At 33.9% G+C, this 16,166-nt stretch carries 15 protein-coding genes, 4 tRNA genes and 1 pseudogene; 1 reads left to right on the top strand and 19 read right to left on the bottom strand.

Features of this window, described 5'->3' with window-relative positions:
- The 16 genes and pseudogenes from ACOYLP_RS05835 to ACOYLP_RS05910 form a co-directional block, all read right to left on the bottom strand.
- Positions 1-271 (bottom strand): annotated as a pseudogene (locus ACOYLP_RS05835) (50S ribosomal protein L1); the annotation flags it as partial.
- Between the two features lie 3 nt (positions 272-274).
- Positions 275-721 carry a 50S ribosomal protein L11 gene (gene rplK, locus ACOYLP_RS05840; protein WP_422855247.1) on the bottom strand — a complete coding sequence of 149 codons (447 nt, stop codon included), beginning with the start codon at positions 719-721 and terminating at the stop codon, positions 275-277.
- Positions 722-786: 65 nt separating this feature from the next.
- On the bottom strand, positions 787-1,338 hold the full coding sequence (gene nusG / locus ACOYLP_RS05845) for a transcription termination/antitermination protein NusG (protein WP_396140372.1): 552 nt from the start codon (positions 1,336-1,338) through the stop codon (positions 787-789).
- A 10-nt stretch (positions 1,339-1,348) separates the two neighbouring features.
- Positions 1,349-1,546, bottom strand: a complete 198-nt coding sequence (gene secE, locus ACOYLP_RS05850; RefSeq protein WP_422855248.1) for a preprotein translocase subunit SecE — start codon at positions 1,544-1,546, stop codon at positions 1,349-1,351.
- A gap of 16 nt (positions 1,547-1,562) precedes the next feature.
- Positions 1,563-1,633, bottom strand: a tRNA-Trp gene (locus ACOYLP_RS05855).
- Positions 1,634-1,697: 64 nt separating this feature from the next.
- On the bottom strand, positions 1,698-2,885 hold the full coding sequence (gene tuf, locus ACOYLP_RS05860; RefSeq protein ID WP_422855249.1) for an elongation factor Tu: 1,188 nt from the start codon (positions 2,883-2,885) through the stop codon (positions 1,698-1,700).
- Between the two features lie 61 nt (positions 2,886-2,946).
- Positions 2,947-3,018, bottom strand: a tRNA-Thr gene (locus tag ACOYLP_RS05865).
- Between the two features lie 270 nt (positions 3,019-3,288).
- Positions 3,289-3,369: transfer RNA gene (locus tag ACOYLP_RS05870), tRNA-Tyr, on the bottom strand.
- Between the two features lie 23 nt (positions 3,370-3,392).
- Positions 3,393-3,466, bottom strand: a tRNA-Thr gene (locus tag ACOYLP_RS05875).
- Between the two features lie 91 nt (positions 3,467-3,557).
- Positions 3,558-3,860, bottom strand: a complete 303-nt coding sequence (gene hpf, locus ACOYLP_RS05880) for a ribosome hibernation-promoting factor, HPF/YfiA family (protein ID WP_422855250.1) — start codon at positions 3,858-3,860, stop codon at positions 3,558-3,560.
- 32 nt (positions 3,861-3,892) lie between these two features.
- Positions 3,893-4,789: a tyrosine-type recombinase/integrase gene (locus tag ACOYLP_RS05885; RefSeq protein ID WP_422855251.1), complete on the bottom strand. Its 897-nt coding sequence runs from the start codon at positions 4,787-4,789 to the stop codon at positions 3,893-3,895.
- 72 nt (positions 4,790-4,861) lie between these two features.
- On the bottom strand, positions 4,862-5,056 hold the full coding sequence (rpsU, locus tag ACOYLP_RS05890; protein ID WP_396159153.1) for a 30S ribosomal protein S21: 195 nt from the start codon (positions 5,054-5,056) through the stop codon (positions 4,862-4,864).
- 225 nt (positions 5,057-5,281) lie between these two features.
- A complete protein-coding gene (locus tag ACOYLP_RS05895) occupies positions 5,282-6,451 on the bottom strand; it encodes an acyl-CoA dehydrogenase family protein (protein WP_422855252.1) in 1,170 nt (389 codons plus the stop codon).
- Between the two features lie 30 nt (positions 6,452-6,481).
- Positions 6,482-7,363, bottom strand: coding sequence for a helix-hairpin-helix domain-containing protein (locus tag ACOYLP_RS05900; RefSeq protein WP_422855253.1), 882 nt, complete (start codon positions 7,361-7,363; stop codon positions 6,482-6,484).
- Positions 7,364-7,366: 3 nt separating this feature from the next.
- Positions 7,367-7,594 carry a PspC domain-containing protein gene (locus ACOYLP_RS05905; protein WP_422855254.1) on the bottom strand — a complete coding sequence of 76 codons (228 nt, stop codon included), beginning with the start codon at positions 7,592-7,594 and terminating at the stop codon, positions 7,367-7,369.
- A gap of 22 nt (positions 7,595-7,616) precedes the next feature.
- Positions 7,617-8,885 (bottom strand): DUF2851 family protein, encoded by a 1,269-nt coding sequence (locus ACOYLP_RS05910; RefSeq protein ID WP_422855255.1) that lies wholly within the window; start codon positions 8,883-8,885, stop codon positions 7,617-7,619.
- A gap of 56 nt (positions 8,886-8,941) precedes the next feature.
- On the opposite strand from ACOYLP_RS05910, the gene ACOYLP_RS05915 reads away from it, so the two are divergent.
- The gene (locus ACOYLP_RS05915) at positions 8,942-10,591 is read left to right on the top strand and encodes a GLPGLI family protein (protein ID WP_422855256.1); all 1,650 of its coding nucleotides are present in this window, start codon (positions 8,942-8,944) and stop codon (positions 10,589-10,591) included.
- A 60-nt stretch (positions 10,592-10,651) separates the two neighbouring features.
- On the opposite strand, the gene ACOYLP_RS05920 is transcribed toward ACOYLP_RS05915, so the two are convergent.
- The 3 genes from ACOYLP_RS05920 to ACOYLP_RS05930 form a co-directional block, all read right to left on the bottom strand.
- Positions 10,652-12,013 (bottom strand): pyridoxal-phosphate dependent enzyme, encoded by a 1,362-nt coding sequence (locus ACOYLP_RS05920; protein WP_422855257.1) that lies wholly within the window; start codon positions 12,011-12,013, stop codon positions 10,652-10,654.
- A 233-nt stretch (positions 12,014-12,246) separates the two neighbouring features.
- Positions 12,247-14,160 carry a putative porin gene (locus ACOYLP_RS05925; protein WP_422855258.1) on the bottom strand — a complete coding sequence of 638 codons (1,914 nt, stop codon included), beginning with the start codon at positions 14,158-14,160 and terminating at the stop codon, positions 12,247-12,249.
- A 105-nt stretch (positions 14,161-14,265) separates the two neighbouring features.
- Positions 14,266-16,122 (bottom strand): S8 family peptidase, encoded by a 1,857-nt coding sequence (locus ACOYLP_RS05930; RefSeq protein ID WP_422855259.1) that lies wholly within the window; start codon positions 16,120-16,122, stop codon positions 14,266-14,268.
- Positions 16,123-16,166: the final 44 nt, after the last annotated feature.

Consider the following 16,166-nt stretch of genomic DNA (forward strand, 5'->3'; position numbering starts at 1 on the left):
CAGCAGCTTTCGCTTCTGCTTCTTTATCCGGAGTAACTAAAGCTAATACTTTAGTGTCTTTTCCAGTTCCATGAGGAAGCGTTACAACACCTCTTACCATTTGATTTGCTTTTCTTGGATCAACTCCTAAACGAACAGCAATGTCAACTGATTCATCAAATTTTGCAGAAGCAACAACTTTCAATAAAGACGAAGCGTCTTTTAAAGAATATAGTCTGTTTTTCTCAATTTTTGAAGCAGCTTCTTTTTGTTTTTTTGTCAATTTTGCCATGTCTTATCCTTTGTTTAGAGGAGAATCTCCAGTTACAGTTATACCCATAGATCTAGCTGTCCCAGCAATCATACTCATAGCAGATTCAATTGTGAAAGCGTTTAAATCAACCATCTTGTCTTCAGCGATTCCTTTAATTTGATCCCAAGTTACGTTAGCAACTTTTTTTCTGTTAGGCTGTCCTGAACCAGATTTCAATTTAGCAGCATCCAATAATTGAATTGCAGCAGGTGGAGTTTTTACAACAAAATCGAACGATTTGTCTTTATACACGGTAATTTGTACCGGTAACACTTTGCCAGGTTGATCTTGGGTTCTAGCATTAAATTGCTTACAGAACTCCATGATATTAACACCAGCAGCTCCCAGAGCAGGTCCAACCGGTGGCGACGGGTTCGCAGCACCTCCCTTAACTTGTAGTTTAACTACTTTACTAATCTCTTTAGCCATTGTTTTTAAAAAATTTGCAGCGGTCTGTGGAAGCAGACGTTTGCCGTTTATGATAGTGTAACAAATTATACTTTTTCAACTTGCATAAAGCTCAATTCTAATGGTGTTTTTCTCCCGAAAATTTTCACCATTACTTCAAGTTTACGCTTTTCTTCATTGATTTTTTCAATAGTTCCGTTGAATCCATTGAAAGGACCATCAATAACCTTAACTGTTTCATCTATTTTGAAAGGTATCGCTTGAGTATCTGTATTAACAGCTAATTCATCCACTTTACCTAACATTCTATTCACTTCTGATAGTCGTAATGGCACAGGCTCTCCGCCTTTTACTTCACCTAAAAAACCAATCACGCTTGTAATCGATTTTATAATATGAGGTATTTCACCAACTAGATTAGCTTCAATCATTACATAACCAGGAAAATAAACTTTATCCTTAGCTATTTTTTTTCCATCTCTTACCTGCACCACTTTTTCAGTCGGTACAAGAACTTGAGATACATAATCTGACATACCTAATCTATTGATTTCTGTTTCGATATAAGCTTTAACTTTATTCTCTTGTCCACTTACAGCTCGAACCACATACCATTTTTTCACATTATTATCTGCCATTTCAGAGAAATTATGATTTTATCAAATTAAAAATCCCAGCAATTGCTTTTGCGCATAGTTCGTCAACTCCCCATGTTGCTAAAGCAAAAACTACTGAAAAAACAGCCACAATAATAGTGAGGCGTTGTACTTCAGACCATTCTGGCCAAGTAACATTAGTTTTTAACTCTTCAAATGCTTCTGATATATAATTAACAACTTTTGTCATTGTATTTTTATTTTTGCACGGGCGGAGGGATTCGAACCCCCATCAACGGTTTTGGAGACCGCTATTCTACCCTTGAACTACGCCCGTTGATTATTATTAAAATCCAGTGTCGTTTAAAAAAAACGACACTGGATTTGTATTTATTTTATAATTATTCTACTATTTCAGTTACCTGACCAGCACCAACTGTTCTACCACCTTCACGGATAGCAAAACGTAAACCTACGTTCATAGCGATTGGGCTTAATAAAGCAACATCAATAGTTAAGTTATCACCTGGCATTACCATCTCAACACCAGTAGGTAAAGAGATAACTCCTGTTACGTCAGTTGTACGTACGTAAAACTGCGGACGGTAGTTATTGTGGAATGGTGTATGACGACCACCTTCTTCTTTTTTCAAGATATAAACCTCAGCTTTGAATTTAGAGTGTGGTTTTACTGAACCTGGTTTAATAATAACCATACCTCTTTTGATATCAGCTTTATCAACACCTCTTAATAATAAACCTACGTTATCTCCTGCTTCACCTCTATCAAGGATTTTACGGAACATTTCAACTCCAGTAATTGTAGAAGTCAATTTATCAGCTCCCATACCAATGATTTCAACTGGATCTCCTGTATTAGCAACTCCTGTTTCGATACGACCTGTAGCAACAGTTCCACGACCAGTAATTGTAAACACGTCCTCAACTGGCATCAAGAATGGTTTTGCGTTATCACGAACTGGCTCTTCAATCCATGCATCAACAGCAGCCATCAATTCGATGATTTTTGGTACCCAAGCAGGGTCATTATTCAATCCACCTAAAGCAGAACCTTGAATAACTGGACCATTATCTCCATCATATTCGTAGAAAGACAATAAGTCTCTGATTTCCATTTCAACTAATTCTAACAATTCAGCGTCATCAACCATATCCACTTTATTCATGAATACAACTATTCTTGGAATACCAACTTGACGACCTAAAAGGATGTGCTCACGAGTTTGTGGCATTGGCCCGTCAGTAGCAGCTACAACTAAGATAGCACCATCCATTTGAGCAGCACCAGTAACCATGTTTTTCACATAATCCGCGTGACCTGGACAGTCTACGTGTGCATAGTGACGGTTAGCAGTTTCATACTCAACGTGTGATGTATTAATAGTAATACCTCTTTCTTTTTCTTCAGGAGCATTATCAATTTGATCAAATGATTTTGCTTGACAGTAACCTGCATCAGACAATACTTTTGTGATTGCAGCAGTTAATGTGGTTTTACCGTGGTCAACGTGCCCAATCGTTCCGATGTTTAAGTGGGGCTTGTTACGGTTAAAATTTTCTTTTGCCATTTTAATTAATTTTAAACTTAGTTATATATATTTATTAGTGTTCAATTTTCAATTTAATTTGAGCCAACTACGGGAATTGAACCCGTGACCTCTTCCTTACCAAGGAAGCACTCTACCCCTGAGCTAAGTCGGCAGTTTTCCCTGATACTTGGACACTTACTTTATTAATCGTCCTTTAAAAAATTCCGAATCTTAAATTCCGAATAATTTAAGGATTCCAAGTAAGCTTGTGATCCTGTATCATCGTTCAGACGATACTCAACCTTTTTGTTCCGAATAGGAACTTTTTTGAATTATCGTCTTAAAGACGATGATCCTGTATCGTCGTTCCGAAGATACTCAAACTTTTTTTAAAGTCATTTTCTCGAAAGAGAGCTTTCAGAAAATCTCTTAAAAAAATTTGTGGGGAGAGCAGGATTCGAACCTGCGAAGTTCTCACAGCAGATTTACAGTCTGCCCTCGTTGGCCGCTTGAGTATCTCCCCTAACCATATTTCAATAAAAAAAGAGCCGGCGGAGGGACTCGAACCCACGACCTGCTGATTACAAATCAGCTGCTCTAGCCAACTGAGCTACGCTGGCAATATCAATAAAAAAAGCCCGCTATTTCTAACGGACTGCAAATGTATATCTTTTTGTTATTTAATCAAAACATTTTTTTAAAAAAATTATTTTATATATGTGTTCTTATTTTTTCTTTTCTTTTAATCAATAATCGTTCTAATGATTCTGCTGAAACCTCTATTGCTTCCTCAAAAGTTTTGCATTGTTTTTTTACCATAAAATCATCTCCTGGTACATGAATTTTGACCTCGACAACTTTATTTTCTTTATCGCTTGTCTTTTCAACCTTCAAAAAAACGTCAGCTGAGACTACTTTATCATAATATTTTTCAAGTTTATTCAATCGTTCTTGAATAAAATCCACTAGCTTTCTGTCAACAGTAAAGTTAACTGCATGAACACTTACCTTCATAATTTACTATTTTATTAATTTAACATTTTGAATTACTTTTTATTTCTAGGATGAGCACTATTATAGACTTTTTGAAGTTCCGCTAAACTATTGTGCGTGTAGACTTGCGTTGATGCCAAACTAGAATGTCCTAATAATTCTTTTACTGAATTTATGTCTGCCCCATTATTTAGTAGATGAGTTGCAAATGTATGCCTTAATATATGAGGGCTTTTTTTTACTTTTTCTGAGACATTACTAAAGTAATAATTTATTAATCGATACACAAACGAATCGTTCAATTTAACGCCATTTGATAGCAGAAAAAAATACTCACTTTCTTTAAGTTCTTGTATACTTGACCTTTCAGATAAATATTTTTTTATCTGCTCTTCAATAATTGTTAAAATTGGAATTATTCTTTCTTTGTTTCTTTTTCCAATTACTTTTATTGTTTTATTTGATAAATCTACATTCTGGATTTTTAGATTTATTAACTCTGTCCTTCGAATTCCAGTAGTATAAAACAAGTCAACTATTAATTTATCTCTTGCGCCTTCAAACCCTTCTTTATACATTATCTGATTCAAAACCATATCCAGTTCCTTTTCGGAAAAAGGTATCTGAATTTTTTTAGGTGCTTTTAATGCTTTATGTTTTAGTAATGGACTTGTGTCAATCTGTTTTGTCTTAAGTAAAAATTTATAAAAGGATTTTAGAGATGATACTTTTCGATTAATCGAAGTATTTGAAATTCCGTCATCAGAAAGCGAAATGATCCAAGAACGGATTTGATTGTAATTTACCAAAAGCAAATTATTATCTTCATATTCATTGGATAAAAAAGATTCGAAAAAACCGACATCATTTATGTAAGCTGTAACGGTATGTTGAGAATAGTTTTTTTCCAACAATAGATAATCATAAAACTTATTTCTAAAACTTTCCATAAAAAAACCATTAGCATCAAAGTTATGAAACTTTAATTACTAACGGTTAGTATATTTTGAGAAAATTAGGGACTAACTTTCTAATCCGTCCTTCATGTTCTGAATGTAAGCCGCTTTTTGAATTTGTGCTCTTCTAACCACTGAAGGTTTAATGAAAGCCTGACGCGAACGTAACTGACGAACAGTTCCCGTTTTATCAAATTTTCTCTTATAGCGCTTTAATGCTCTATCGATATTTTCTCCGTCTTTAATTGGTATAATTAACATAATATAGACACCTCCTCTCGTTAAGGCGGCAAAGATATAAAAAATTATGAATTAGGAATATGAATTAGGAATTATTTTTTGCGTGCCGGCGATTAGCAAATCTATTATTATTAAAAATCACAATAATCGCCGTCGGACTATACGAAGAAGATAGCACTTGCTTCTATCCTCAAGAAATAAAAAACCAAGAAACAATCTCTCATCTCTTGGTCTATTTTCTATACTCTATTTCACCGCCGGCTTGTAATTCTGTTTGTCAATAATCATCTTAGACAAAATCTCTCTAAGGATTTCTGAAGTTCCCCCACCTATTGGGCCTAAACGGCTGTCTCTTAATAAACGAGCCAAAGGATATTCTTCCATATAACCATAACCGCCTAACATTTGTAAACAGCTATAAATGGTTTCATCAGCCACTTTAGTCGATTTTAGTTTAGCCATAGTAGCTTCTTTTACGACATATTCTCCTTTATTTAATCGAGCTACGGCGGCATAATTAAATATTTTGCAATGCTCCACTTCTGTAGCATGGTCAACCATCGTATGTCTTAATGCTTGAAATTTATCAATGGTTTTACCAAATGCTTCACGTTTTGACATATAGTCTACAGTATACTCGATTGCATATTCAGCTCTAGCATGTGCATTGATTGCCATGATTAAACGCTCTAAAGCAAAATGCTGCATAATATAAGGAAAGCCTTTGCCTTCCTCTCCCATTAAGTTTTCTTCGGGAATTTCAACATTATCGAATGCTATTTCTGCAGTATCAGAAGCTCTCCAACCTAATTTATCCAACTTTGTAGCCGAAACTCCTTTCAGATTGGTATCCATCAAAAAAATACTAATTCCTTTATTGCCAAGTTCCGGACTTGTTTTAGCAGCAACTACATAATAATCAGCATAAACGCCATTAGTAATAAATGTTTTAGATCCGTTTATTATATATTTATTTCCTTTCTTTATTGCTGTTGTTCTCATTCCAGCCACATCACTTCCCCCAAAAGGTTCCGAAAGACATAATGCTCCTATCTTATCTCCGGCAATACTTGCTGATAAATAGTCTTGCTTAATTCTTTCATTGCCTTCAGCATTTAAATGTGTCATTGCTAAATATGTATGTGCCCACATGGCGGCTGCAAAACCAGATGATTTTATTTTTTGAAGCTCTTCTAAAAATACTACTGTATAAAATAAGTCCAAATTCATTCCGCCATAAGCTTCAGGATATGCTAATCCGAAGAATCCCATTTCGCCAAACTTTTTCCAAATAAAACGTTCAATTGTTCCTGTTTTTTCCCATTTCTCTATATGAGGCACCACTTCTTTATGCAAAAAGTCTCTAAAACTTTCTCTAAATAATTCGTGTTCTTCTGAAAAGTATGTTGAATTCATATAATAATTTAAGTGATTTTAGCTTATTTTTTAGAATTCCAAATATAAGGCAATTATTTTTATTTTTTCAAGTGGAAAACCTTTAATTTTTGGCAAATCCTCTATTGTTATATCACCTTTCATCGTTCTGAAAACAACAATATCTTTGGCTAATTGGTATCTAAAAAAAGGAAACTGTGTCAACTCTTTGACCGAAGCATTGTTGATATTAATTTTTTTGCAATTTGTAATAGACTTCACTGCAAAAGAACTTTTTAATTTTTCAAGAACTTCGGGTGACAAACCCCAAATATCGTCCATCTGCTCCATGGAAACGAAAGCACCATACTTTTCTTTTTGTTCCAAAATCCTTTCCGAAATTTTATCGCCAATGCCATACACTTTCAACAAATCTTCTTTAGTGGCTTGGTTAATATCAAGAACAATAATTTTTCCCGGTTTTGAAAAATCATTTTTTGCAAATTCTTGAGAGTTATTCTTGTTATTTTTTACCCAATCCGGAAATTTAAAATAGGGAGAAATTGCTTTTAGCAAAGAATCGGAAACTTTAGTTACGGCTTGAAATTCAGCTGCAGAATTTACAAACTTATTTTGTGCTCTATACACCAATAATCGATCAATTTCTTCGACAGACATTCCGAGTTTGTAGCCTTTAAAATCGGTTATGAAATTAGGGTTGAAAGGATAAATTGCAGGTTTATAATTTTTGTTATTAAGTTTTAAATTATCAACAGTGCTTTGAAGCGCCAACCATTTGGATTTTTCTTTATCAATAGTTTCTTTAGCTGTAAAGTCATAAAAAAAATAAATGCCTTGAACCAAAATGATAATCACAAAAAACAATAGGATTCCAATTCGTTGACTTTTCGAATAAGATAAAAAGGATTTTACTATGGATTCATTAGTTTCCAAAGTCTACAAATCAAAAACAGAAGTTCGTTTGCCCCGAATTAAATCTTTTAATCTAATCCAAAAAGCTAAAGTTAGATATACTCCAAACCACAAACCTGCCGTTACAAAAGTAATGTAGATAAAAAACAAACGCACGTTAGAAGCCCGCATTCCGAGCTTATCCGCCAAACGAGAGGAAACATGAAAACCATGTTTTTCGAAGAAATATTTTAATTTAATAACTGCTGACATAGTTTTGTTTAAAAAATCAAAATTACGCTTTTAAAAGTTGCATCCCAACTGCGCATTGCAAACATTTACCATGATTACAATACTCATTTTTCAATTGTAACAGCGATTGGGTTTCAAAAGCATTCTTGGCTTTAATTCCGTTATTTGAAAATTTTTCAATGATTATATTTTTCTCGGCTGCAACTTCCTGAAGCAAATCTATCAAAGATTCTGATGTTTCTTTACCCTGACTTTTGGCATAGGCAAACTGAATTGGAACAATAGTATTGATAACTAGCAAATCGATGAACGATTTTGAAAACTGTTTTTTCTTCTTGGGACTTGCCTTATCAAACTGATAGTGCGTTTGCCAATAATCAGAAATCGTAATATCAAATAGCTGGCTCAACTCTTTAACCGTTTTAGCTACTATCACTTTTGAAAATAAGTTTTGCTGCTTGTAATAAAGCATTGCCAATTGTGCCAAGCGTATAGTCGGAAAATTATCGGGGCGATGTTTAAAAAACTGAACAGGTTCAGTAATTATCTTTTTCAAGCTATACTTTTGAGAAATATAGTAAAATCGTTTTTTCAACTCTTTTGTATAATTATCCTCGGCATCAACCGGAATCAAATCTGCCAACCCAAAAAGCAAACTTTCTATATTTTCAATTTCAAGACTTTCTTTTCTTATAATCGTAAACGGAATGGATTTGGCTATTTTCAAAAATGTTTCTCCATTCGTATTCAAACCAAAATTCTTTGCCAGCATACAAAACAAAACCGCCTCCCAATTATTTTCGGTTTCCTTTAGCAGTTGTTGTATCGGTCTGTACTTTCGTTCCAATCGTTCAACAAACAATCGCTCTTGCCAATTTTGAAAGACAAAATAATCAATAGTATCAATTTGAAGTTCACAATAAATCCAGGATTTTTGAGATGTCAACGACTGGTATTTTTCTAACTCTTTATTTGATACATATTTTTTAAGTTCCAAAACCGGAATTTCAGTATTGTCTTTTCTGAAAATTGGTGTGTCGTGTTCCCAAACTACATGTAGAATTACGTTATCATAATTAGCGTCTTTCTCATGATGATGCAAATACCAATCGGATGATTTGATATGAATTTCTACATTTCCGGCCCATTTTTGATTGCCAATAACAATTTGGGCGTTAAAAAAATCAGGCCCTGTTTGTTGCAAATAATTTCCACAATTAGTTATGGTGAGTATTTCACCCGAAACAGTTGTTAGGTTAGAAAAGTCAAACTTCTTATATTGCCATACATAATGAAGAAAATCTTCTTTCACGATTCCAAATTTTAAACTAAAGTAAGAAAATTACTTTTATATTCAAATTTTTTGTAATGAAAAAATTACTTTTATTCGTTTTACTACTAGTTTGTGGAAATGCAATTTCCCAAGACTATAAAATCACTTATCTGAAAAGTTCTAATGGGAGTTTGATTGAAAACCAAGATCCGATTTTGGCATTTACAAGTTCTGAAGTTACTCAGATAGGTTCGCAAAGTATTTTTAATGGGAAAGCTGATTTCCCAAATGAGATTATTTTTGTAGATAGAAGAACAAATTCCTTTAGTCAAGTTGCAAATTTGGATGCAACTAAAACTATAAATTCAAAAGACAGTGTTTCACTCGGAAAACAAACTTTCGAATATCTAAATGACACCAAAAAGATTTTAGGTTACAATTGCAAAAAGGCCAAGACAATTGTTAACTCTAACAATATAGAGCTTTGGTATACTAATGAATTAAAAGTAAAAGGAGCGCCAACTATTTTAGGGCAGAATCTTGGTCTGGTTTTAGAAATGGTTCGTAATGGTAATTTTGTCATAAAAGCAACGAATATTGAGAAAATAAAAATGTTTCCGACAGATCCGGATTTATCTAAATCAATAGATATGCTAACATACAAAGACTTACTTTGGAAAAGCCGTTTCACTACTATTAATGTGTTTAAAGACCAAATCATCAACTTTTCGAGCGAATCAAAATCAAATGATAGCATTCTCCGATTTGCCAACGGAACGATTGCCGTGAGAAAGATTAGAATTCCCGAAATAAAAGTCGGAAGTCAGATTTTTGTTGATGTTACTGAACAATCTAATGGTGATGCTTACGATAGAACGGGTTCTTTTTTTATAATTCCAAATAATAAAACACTATCCTTTTTGGATGGTTTGCAAAACGGAGCAAAGACATTGCCAATTTACAATAACGGAAACGGTAAAGAATACCAAGGTGTAGTTGCAACTGAAAACTATAATCCTATTGTTGAGTTGATGCGTTTCTTTACACCATTTGGAGTGAAGCAATACAACAACTTACAACTCAAAGATAAAACCTGGACAGAAAATGTATTGTACCGTCAGGATGTTTCTGATTTAAGAAGTTTACTAAGCAATCAGGAAGTTTGGATTGGCATTAACATTGGTAATTATGACAAAGGCGGACACAAAGTTTCTGCTAATATTACTATACACAATGAGGAAGAAAGCAAAGTTACCCCAAAGCAAATCGTTCCACTTTTTTGCACCAATAACATTATGAAAATGGCGGGTCAGGAATATGGAACTATGTTCAGTTCCGACAAAGGTTTGGAAGTTACTTTTAAATTGGACAAACCTATGAAAAATTGCAAGCTTCGTTACATTACAACTGGTCATGGTGGTTGGGAAAATGGCGATGAGTTTGTTCCAAAGAAAAATACGATTTTCCTTGACGGAAAAGAAACATTTAGTTTTACGCCATGGCGATTGGATTGTGGCTCTTATCGTTTATCGAATCCTGCATCTGGTAATTTTCCTAATGGCTTATCTTCTTCTGATTATAGCAGAGCCAATTGGTGTCCAGGAACAGTAACGAATCCAATATTTATTGACTTGGGCGATTTAGAAGCTGGGAATCATAACATACAAATAAAAATCCCGCAAGGTTTGCCAGAAGGAAGCAGTTTTAGTTCGTGGAATATTTCGGGAGTTTTGTTAGGAGAGTAAAAAGGGACTAGTGATAAGAAAAAGGGATAAAACTTTTGCCTTATCCCTATTCCCTTCTGCCTATTTTATCGAACCAATAATATCGTGTTTGGTAATAATATGGTATTTGCCATTACCTAAATCAACTAATACGGCTTGATTGTCTTTATTAAATAATTTTGAAACTTCTTCAATAGGAGCATTAGAATTTACTATTGGATAGGGCTTACCCATAATTTCGCGTATTGGCTTTTCTGCTATGTTTTTATCTTCTACATAACTTCTGAATAAATCAGTTTCATCTAAGCTACCAACAAAACCCGAAGTATCAATAACTGGAATCTGAGAAATTTTATATTTTTTTAATCTTTCTATCGCATGAGAAACCAATTCCTCAGTGCGGACTACTACCAATGGCTTGTCTTTATGATCTTTAATTACGTCTTCAGCTTTTGTAATTTCTTCATCCAAAAATCCTCTTTCACGCATCCAATCGTCATTGAACATTTTACCAACATAACGACTTCCCGAATCGTGAAACAACACTACAACAACATCATCTTTTTTAAAATGCTCTTTTAATTGGTGTAACCCCTTGACACAGGCTCCGGCTGAATTCCCTACAAATATTCCTTCTTCTAGTGCAATTCTTCTAGTATAAACGGCAGCGTCTTTATCGGTTACTTTAGTAAAACCATCGATAACTGAAAAGTCAACATTTTTAGGAAGAATGTCTTCTCCAATTCCTTCTGTAATATAAGAGTAGATCTCGTTCTCGTCAAAAATTCCGGTTTCATGGTATTTCTTAAAAACTGAACCATAGGTATCAATCCCCCAAACTTTGATGTTTGGATTTTTTTCTTTTAAGTATTTTCCAATTCCCGAAATGGTTCCGCCTGTTCCTACTCCAACTACGAAATGGGTAACTTTCCCATCGGTTTGGTCCCAAATTTCAGGTCCGGTTTGTTCGTAATGAGCCACAGCATTAGATGGATTATCGTATTGATTTACGTACCATGAATTTGGGATTTCAGTCCCTAATCTTTTGGAAACCGAATAGTAAGAACGAGGATCAGTTGGTTCGACATCGGTTGGACAGACAATTACTTTTGCACCAACAGCACGAAGTATATCCATTTTTTCTTTGGATTGTTTATCGGTAATAACAAAAATACATTTGTATCCTTTAACAATAGCTGCGAGCGCCAATCCCATTCCGGTATTTCCAGAGGTTCCTTCGATAATGGTTCCTCCTGGTTTTAATCTTCCGTCGGCTTCGGCATCTTCTACCATTTTAAGTGCCATTCGGTCTTTAGTAGAATTACCCGGATTAAAGGTTTCAACTTTGGCTAAAACCAAAGCATCGATTCCTTCTACCACTTTGTTAAGTTTAACTAAAGGCGTGTTTCCAATAGTTCCTAATATGTTTTCTGCGTATGTCATTTCTTTAAGTTGCTGAGTTACTGAGTAGCTGAGTTACTGAGTCTTTTTATTTGTGGCTACAAAGATATTGATAAAAAGAAGGTTTGCAAGTTTGGAGAACATTAATTCGAAAACGTTTGCGTGCGTGATGGTAACGGCATCCTTTTATCTTGTTCACAAAACGAAACAAAAGATTGCTTCGACAGTTCGCTTCACTCGTGTTGGTGGAAAGCGCGTTTTCACGCCCCAAAAAACTATTGAAAGAAATTCCAAACCAATCCAAATCGAATCATGAAATCACGATACGGATAATTAGGTGCAGTGTAGAAATTATTCCCGGTCATTTTGGAATTGAAATGTTCTGCTTTTAGGAAAATCCTTGTCTGGCGAATTCTTGCATTGATAAAGAAATCCAGCATTGGAAAATCACCCACCTTTCTTTGATTTTGAACAAAAGCTTCAGTAGTTACCGGATTGTAATCGTTGATGTAAAATTTGGTGAAATAATTAAATATAAAACCCGTTTGCAGATACATTGCCTTTTTGAAAAAATAATTAGTAAAGTAAAGTGAATTTCTAGTCACGATTTGTGGCACATTCAGCACATCATTTTCCTGGTCAACTTTTTGGTAGAGCACCGTATTGTCTAAAGCTAATTTCCACCATTTGAACTCGCGACTCACTTTTACGGACAAATAATTAATGGCTTTGTAATATTGTTTAGGCGAAATAATTTGCTGTTGCGAATCAGTGGCATCGTTACTAAAATACAAATGGTCTTTGATGGAACTTAGCTGTAACGAAGCATTAAGCCATTGAGTTTTGGCAGTAGCTTCGATATTATTTATTTTCTCATTCTTGAAATCGTTATACCAATTGTAATTAACGAAACTACTTTGGTATAAATTATAAATATGGTCCGGAATTTTATTCAACATTTGATATTGAAAAACAAATTCATTTTTATCGTTGAGTTTATAGTTTAGTTTGGCATCAAAATTTGACATTGGTTGATTTGAAATTGAATTGGAATAGGTGAATGTTCCGTTCCATTTGTTTTTTCTGTAGTCGTATTGTCCGCCAATCGTATTGATTTTGTCATTTAAGGAACTTGGAATTGTCCCCGAATCTAAAATTAATATTTTGTCATAGTAATAATTATAGCGGAAGTCTTCGACAAAGAACTGAAATTTTCCTAGCAAAGAATTTTCGTAAATCGCCCCAACTTTATTATACATTCGGTTGTATCGAGTATGATCGTTGATGCCACTGGTAACATACGAATCACCGAACCGATAAATTATAGCATTGTTAACCGTTGATGGGACTGTTTTTTGATAGTATTCAAAAAATTTTGTTTCGTAATTGAATTGGTGTGTCAAAAATAAATTATTGCCTCCATTTTTGCTATTGATTCTGAAATTATGATCAAAGAAATATCTTTTCCCTTTCATAAATGATTTGGCATCTTTTAAATATACATCAAGTCGGGCACGGTTAGCGAAAGCTCCGTCTCCGCTTTCAAAATCTTCAATTGAAGAAATTCCTCCATTCTCTCCGTTTAGGAAATCTTGTCCAGTGAAATGAAAATTCAGATAATATCTTTTATTAAGTGTATTGTAACTGGAGGTAAACCTGAAATTTCCTGTGCTCGAAAGTTGGTTGATGTATTTACCCAACGAACGTAATCCTTTGAAAGCAATCGACATGTTAAATCGTTCCGAAGTATTTACTGTAATAAAAGCATCAACAGATTGCCCTTGTTCCATTACTGTTTTGAAATACAGTTCAGTCACCGGAGTTGCCACAGAGTAATAGTTGATATCATTAACCCCTAAATAATTAAACTGTTTACCCGAGAAACCAATTTCCGGAAAAGAGGTAAAATTTTTCAATCCGAAATCGAGAACTGTATAGGTTTGTCCTTCATTAGCAAAAGGGAGTAATCCAAAAATATCTTTTCTCAAATAGTTGTATTCGTATTCTTTTTTTATGGTTAAAGAAGTATCTACATAAGTGGTGTCTTTTTGCAAAGAGATAATTCTGTATTGGTCAAAAGCTGCTTTAGGTTGCTTCTTCGGAATGTTCTTAGCAGCATCTGATTGATCGTCCTGAGAAAAACCAACTGAAAAAATTAACAAAAATAGTACAGTAAATAAGTATTTCATCTTTTAATATTTCGAAGCAAAAATACATAAAACAATTTGGAATAAAATCATAAAAAAACCACCTCAGTTAATTGAGATGGTTTTTACTGTAATTGAATAAAAAAGTTAGTCTTTTATAAATTTCTTAGTAACCGAATTAGTATCAGATTTAAATGTTACAAAGTAAACACCTGATGAAAGGTTTGATACGTCGATACTATTATTTATTGCGTTATCTGATTTATATATTTCTTTTCCTGAAATATCATTAATTGTGATAGTAGAAATAGAGATGTTGTTTTTAACAATAAAATTCAAAATGCTACTTGAAGGATTTGGATAAATAAAAACATTTTTTTCAAAATCTCTAGAATCTAAACCTAAACCTGTTCCACTGGCACTTCCAACCAATGAAAAATCTTGCGAACTACCCACTAAAGTTCCTTTATGACTAATCTGAATGGTATATACACCTGGTTGAGCTCCATATATATTTACTCTTTCAATATTATCTACATCATTATCTGAATTATTTGTTGCTGGATCTTCGAATGCATCTGGATCCAATTTCCAAGGATAATAAGTTGTACCATCTTTTAGAATCTTTAAATCTAAATTATTAATCAGTCTAGGAGTACGATTATCAATATCACCACTAAGATTTGCAACTCCAATACGGTCAGTCCATGCTATTGCTACATTAATATCTTGTACGGAGTTAATAGTTATGTTTTTAGTATACACTTGCCCATTATTTAAGGTATTTTCCTCAACAATAGTAGAAATATTTTTATTTGAAATAATTTGAGCAGCAGCAGTTCCATCAGGTAATCCCCAACCAAATCTATAATCTGGTCCGATATAGTCTCCAGCTTCACGGGCAGATTGAAATAGGAGTGCTCTTACTGTAGCTGATCTCATAAAAGTTCCAGGATTTAGATTATTATAATGCTTTTGTAAAAGTGCAATCAATCCTGTAATTCCTGGTGCTGCCATAGAAGTTCCTTGTAATTCAGAGTATCCATTATCGGAAATTGATATTGTTGAAGATACTGCTACTCCTTTTGATGATAAATCAGGTTTAATTCTTCCGTCATCTGGGGGACCAAAATTACTAAAGGTTGACATTACAAAAGAATTATCGTCTCCATTTGTCATTATCCCTTCAACAGCGGCAACTGTAATGCCATTTTTGGAATTTCCAACTCCTGTTAGTAAATCATAGCCACCTTTTCCTAAAACTTGATCCAAGGTTGTTGTACTTCTATCATTGCCAGCGGATTTTACCATTTGATAAAATGGAAACGTAAACATTAAATTGTCGGCTTCAATAGATTGAGAGTTATAAGCTCCAAAACTGCTTTGAGGTAAATTGGTTGCAATATTTCCATAAGAATGATTAGACACTAAATATCCTTGACTAGCAAAGTTGAAAATTTCATTAGTATCATTACTAAAATCATAGGCAATGGCTGAAGCTTGATAGGCTAATCCTCTTCTAGGGATACTAACCCCAGATGCAATCATTGTTCCTAATACATGGGTAGAGTGTGTAGATAAAGTAGAAGCTGCATCACCAAGGGAAAGACGACCACCTCCAAATTCAACATGAGATTCACGAACTCTTCCTCCATCCCACATACCTATAGTTATCCCTTGACCAGTAACAGATAATCCTAAAGAACCTGAAGGATACATAGCATTTGCTCTTAATGTTTGTGTACAAAGTGCGTTATTATCCTCCTGATAATAAATTGGCACACCATCAATTATTCTTTGAATATTTAATGGGTTTTGTGTATTAGGATTTTTTAATAAAAAAGCACGTATTTCATTTTGGTTTTTAAAATAATTATCCTTTAAAGTTTCTTTTAAGGCAACGACTTCTTGAGGATTTGATTGTTTAACGATAAAATCACGTTCTTTTAGTGTTTGGGAAAAAACAGTTGAGCTAAAAATTAAAAAAAATAATATAGATTTCATAGCATTAAAAATTAATTCTCAAATATAAAAAAAACCTCTCGAAT

The organism is Flavobacterium sp. (genome assembly GCF_049318325.1).
In the GTDB taxonomy this organism is placed as follows: Bacteria; Bacteroidota; Bacteroidia; order Flavobacteriales; family Flavobacteriaceae; genus Flavobacterium.

Excerpts from the sequence above, each read along its gene's own strand:
- nusG (WP_396140372.1), bottom strand. The coding sequence starts at position 1,338 with ATGGCAGATAATAATGTGAAAAAATGGTATGTGGTTCGAGCTGTAAGT.
- ACOYLP_RS05920 (WP_422855257.1), bottom strand. The coding sequence starts at position 12,013 with ATGACATACGCAGAAAACATATTAGGAACTATTGGAAACACGCCTTTA.
- secE (WP_422855248.1), bottom strand. The coding sequence starts at position 1,546 with ATGACAAAAGTTGTTAATTATATATCAGAAGCATTTGAAGAGTTAAAA.
- ACOYLP_RS05905 (WP_422855254.1), bottom strand. The coding sequence starts at position 7,594 with ATGTCAGCAGTTATTAAATTAAAATATTTCTTCGAAAAACATGGTTTT.
- rplK (WP_422855247.1), bottom strand. The coding sequence starts at position 721 with ATGGCTAAAGAGATTAGTAAAGTAGTTAAACTACAAGTTAAGGGAGGT.
- ACOYLP_RS05885 (WP_422855251.1), bottom strand. The coding sequence starts at position 4,789 with ATGGAAAGTTTTAGAAATAAGTTTTATGATTATCTATTGTTGGAAAAA.
- ACOYLP_RS05915 (WP_422855256.1), top strand. The coding sequence starts at position 8,942 with ATGAAAAAATTACTTTTATTCGTTTTACTACTAGTTTGTGGAAATGCA.
- hpf (WP_422855250.1), bottom strand. The coding sequence starts at position 3,860 with ATGAAGGTAAGTGTTCATGCAGTTAACTTTACTGTTGACAGAAAGCTA.
- ACOYLP_RS05895 (WP_422855252.1), bottom strand. The coding sequence starts at position 6,451 with ATGAATTCAACATACTTTTCAGAAGAACACGAATTATTTAGAGAAAGT.
- ACOYLP_RS05925 (WP_422855258.1), bottom strand. The coding sequence starts at position 14,160 with ATGAAATACTTATTTACTGTACTATTTTTGTTAATTTTTTCAGTTGGT.
- ACOYLP_RS05930 (WP_422855259.1), bottom strand. The coding sequence starts at position 16,122 with ATGAAATCTATATTATTTTTTTTAATTTTTAGCTCAACTGTTTTTTCC.
- rpsU (WP_396159153.1), bottom strand. The coding sequence starts at position 5,056 with ATGTTAATTATACCAATTAAAGACGGAGAAAATATCGATAGAGCATTA.
- tuf (WP_422855249.1), bottom strand. The coding sequence starts at position 2,885 with ATGGCAAAAGAAAATTTTAACCGTAACAAGCCCCACTTAAACATCGGA.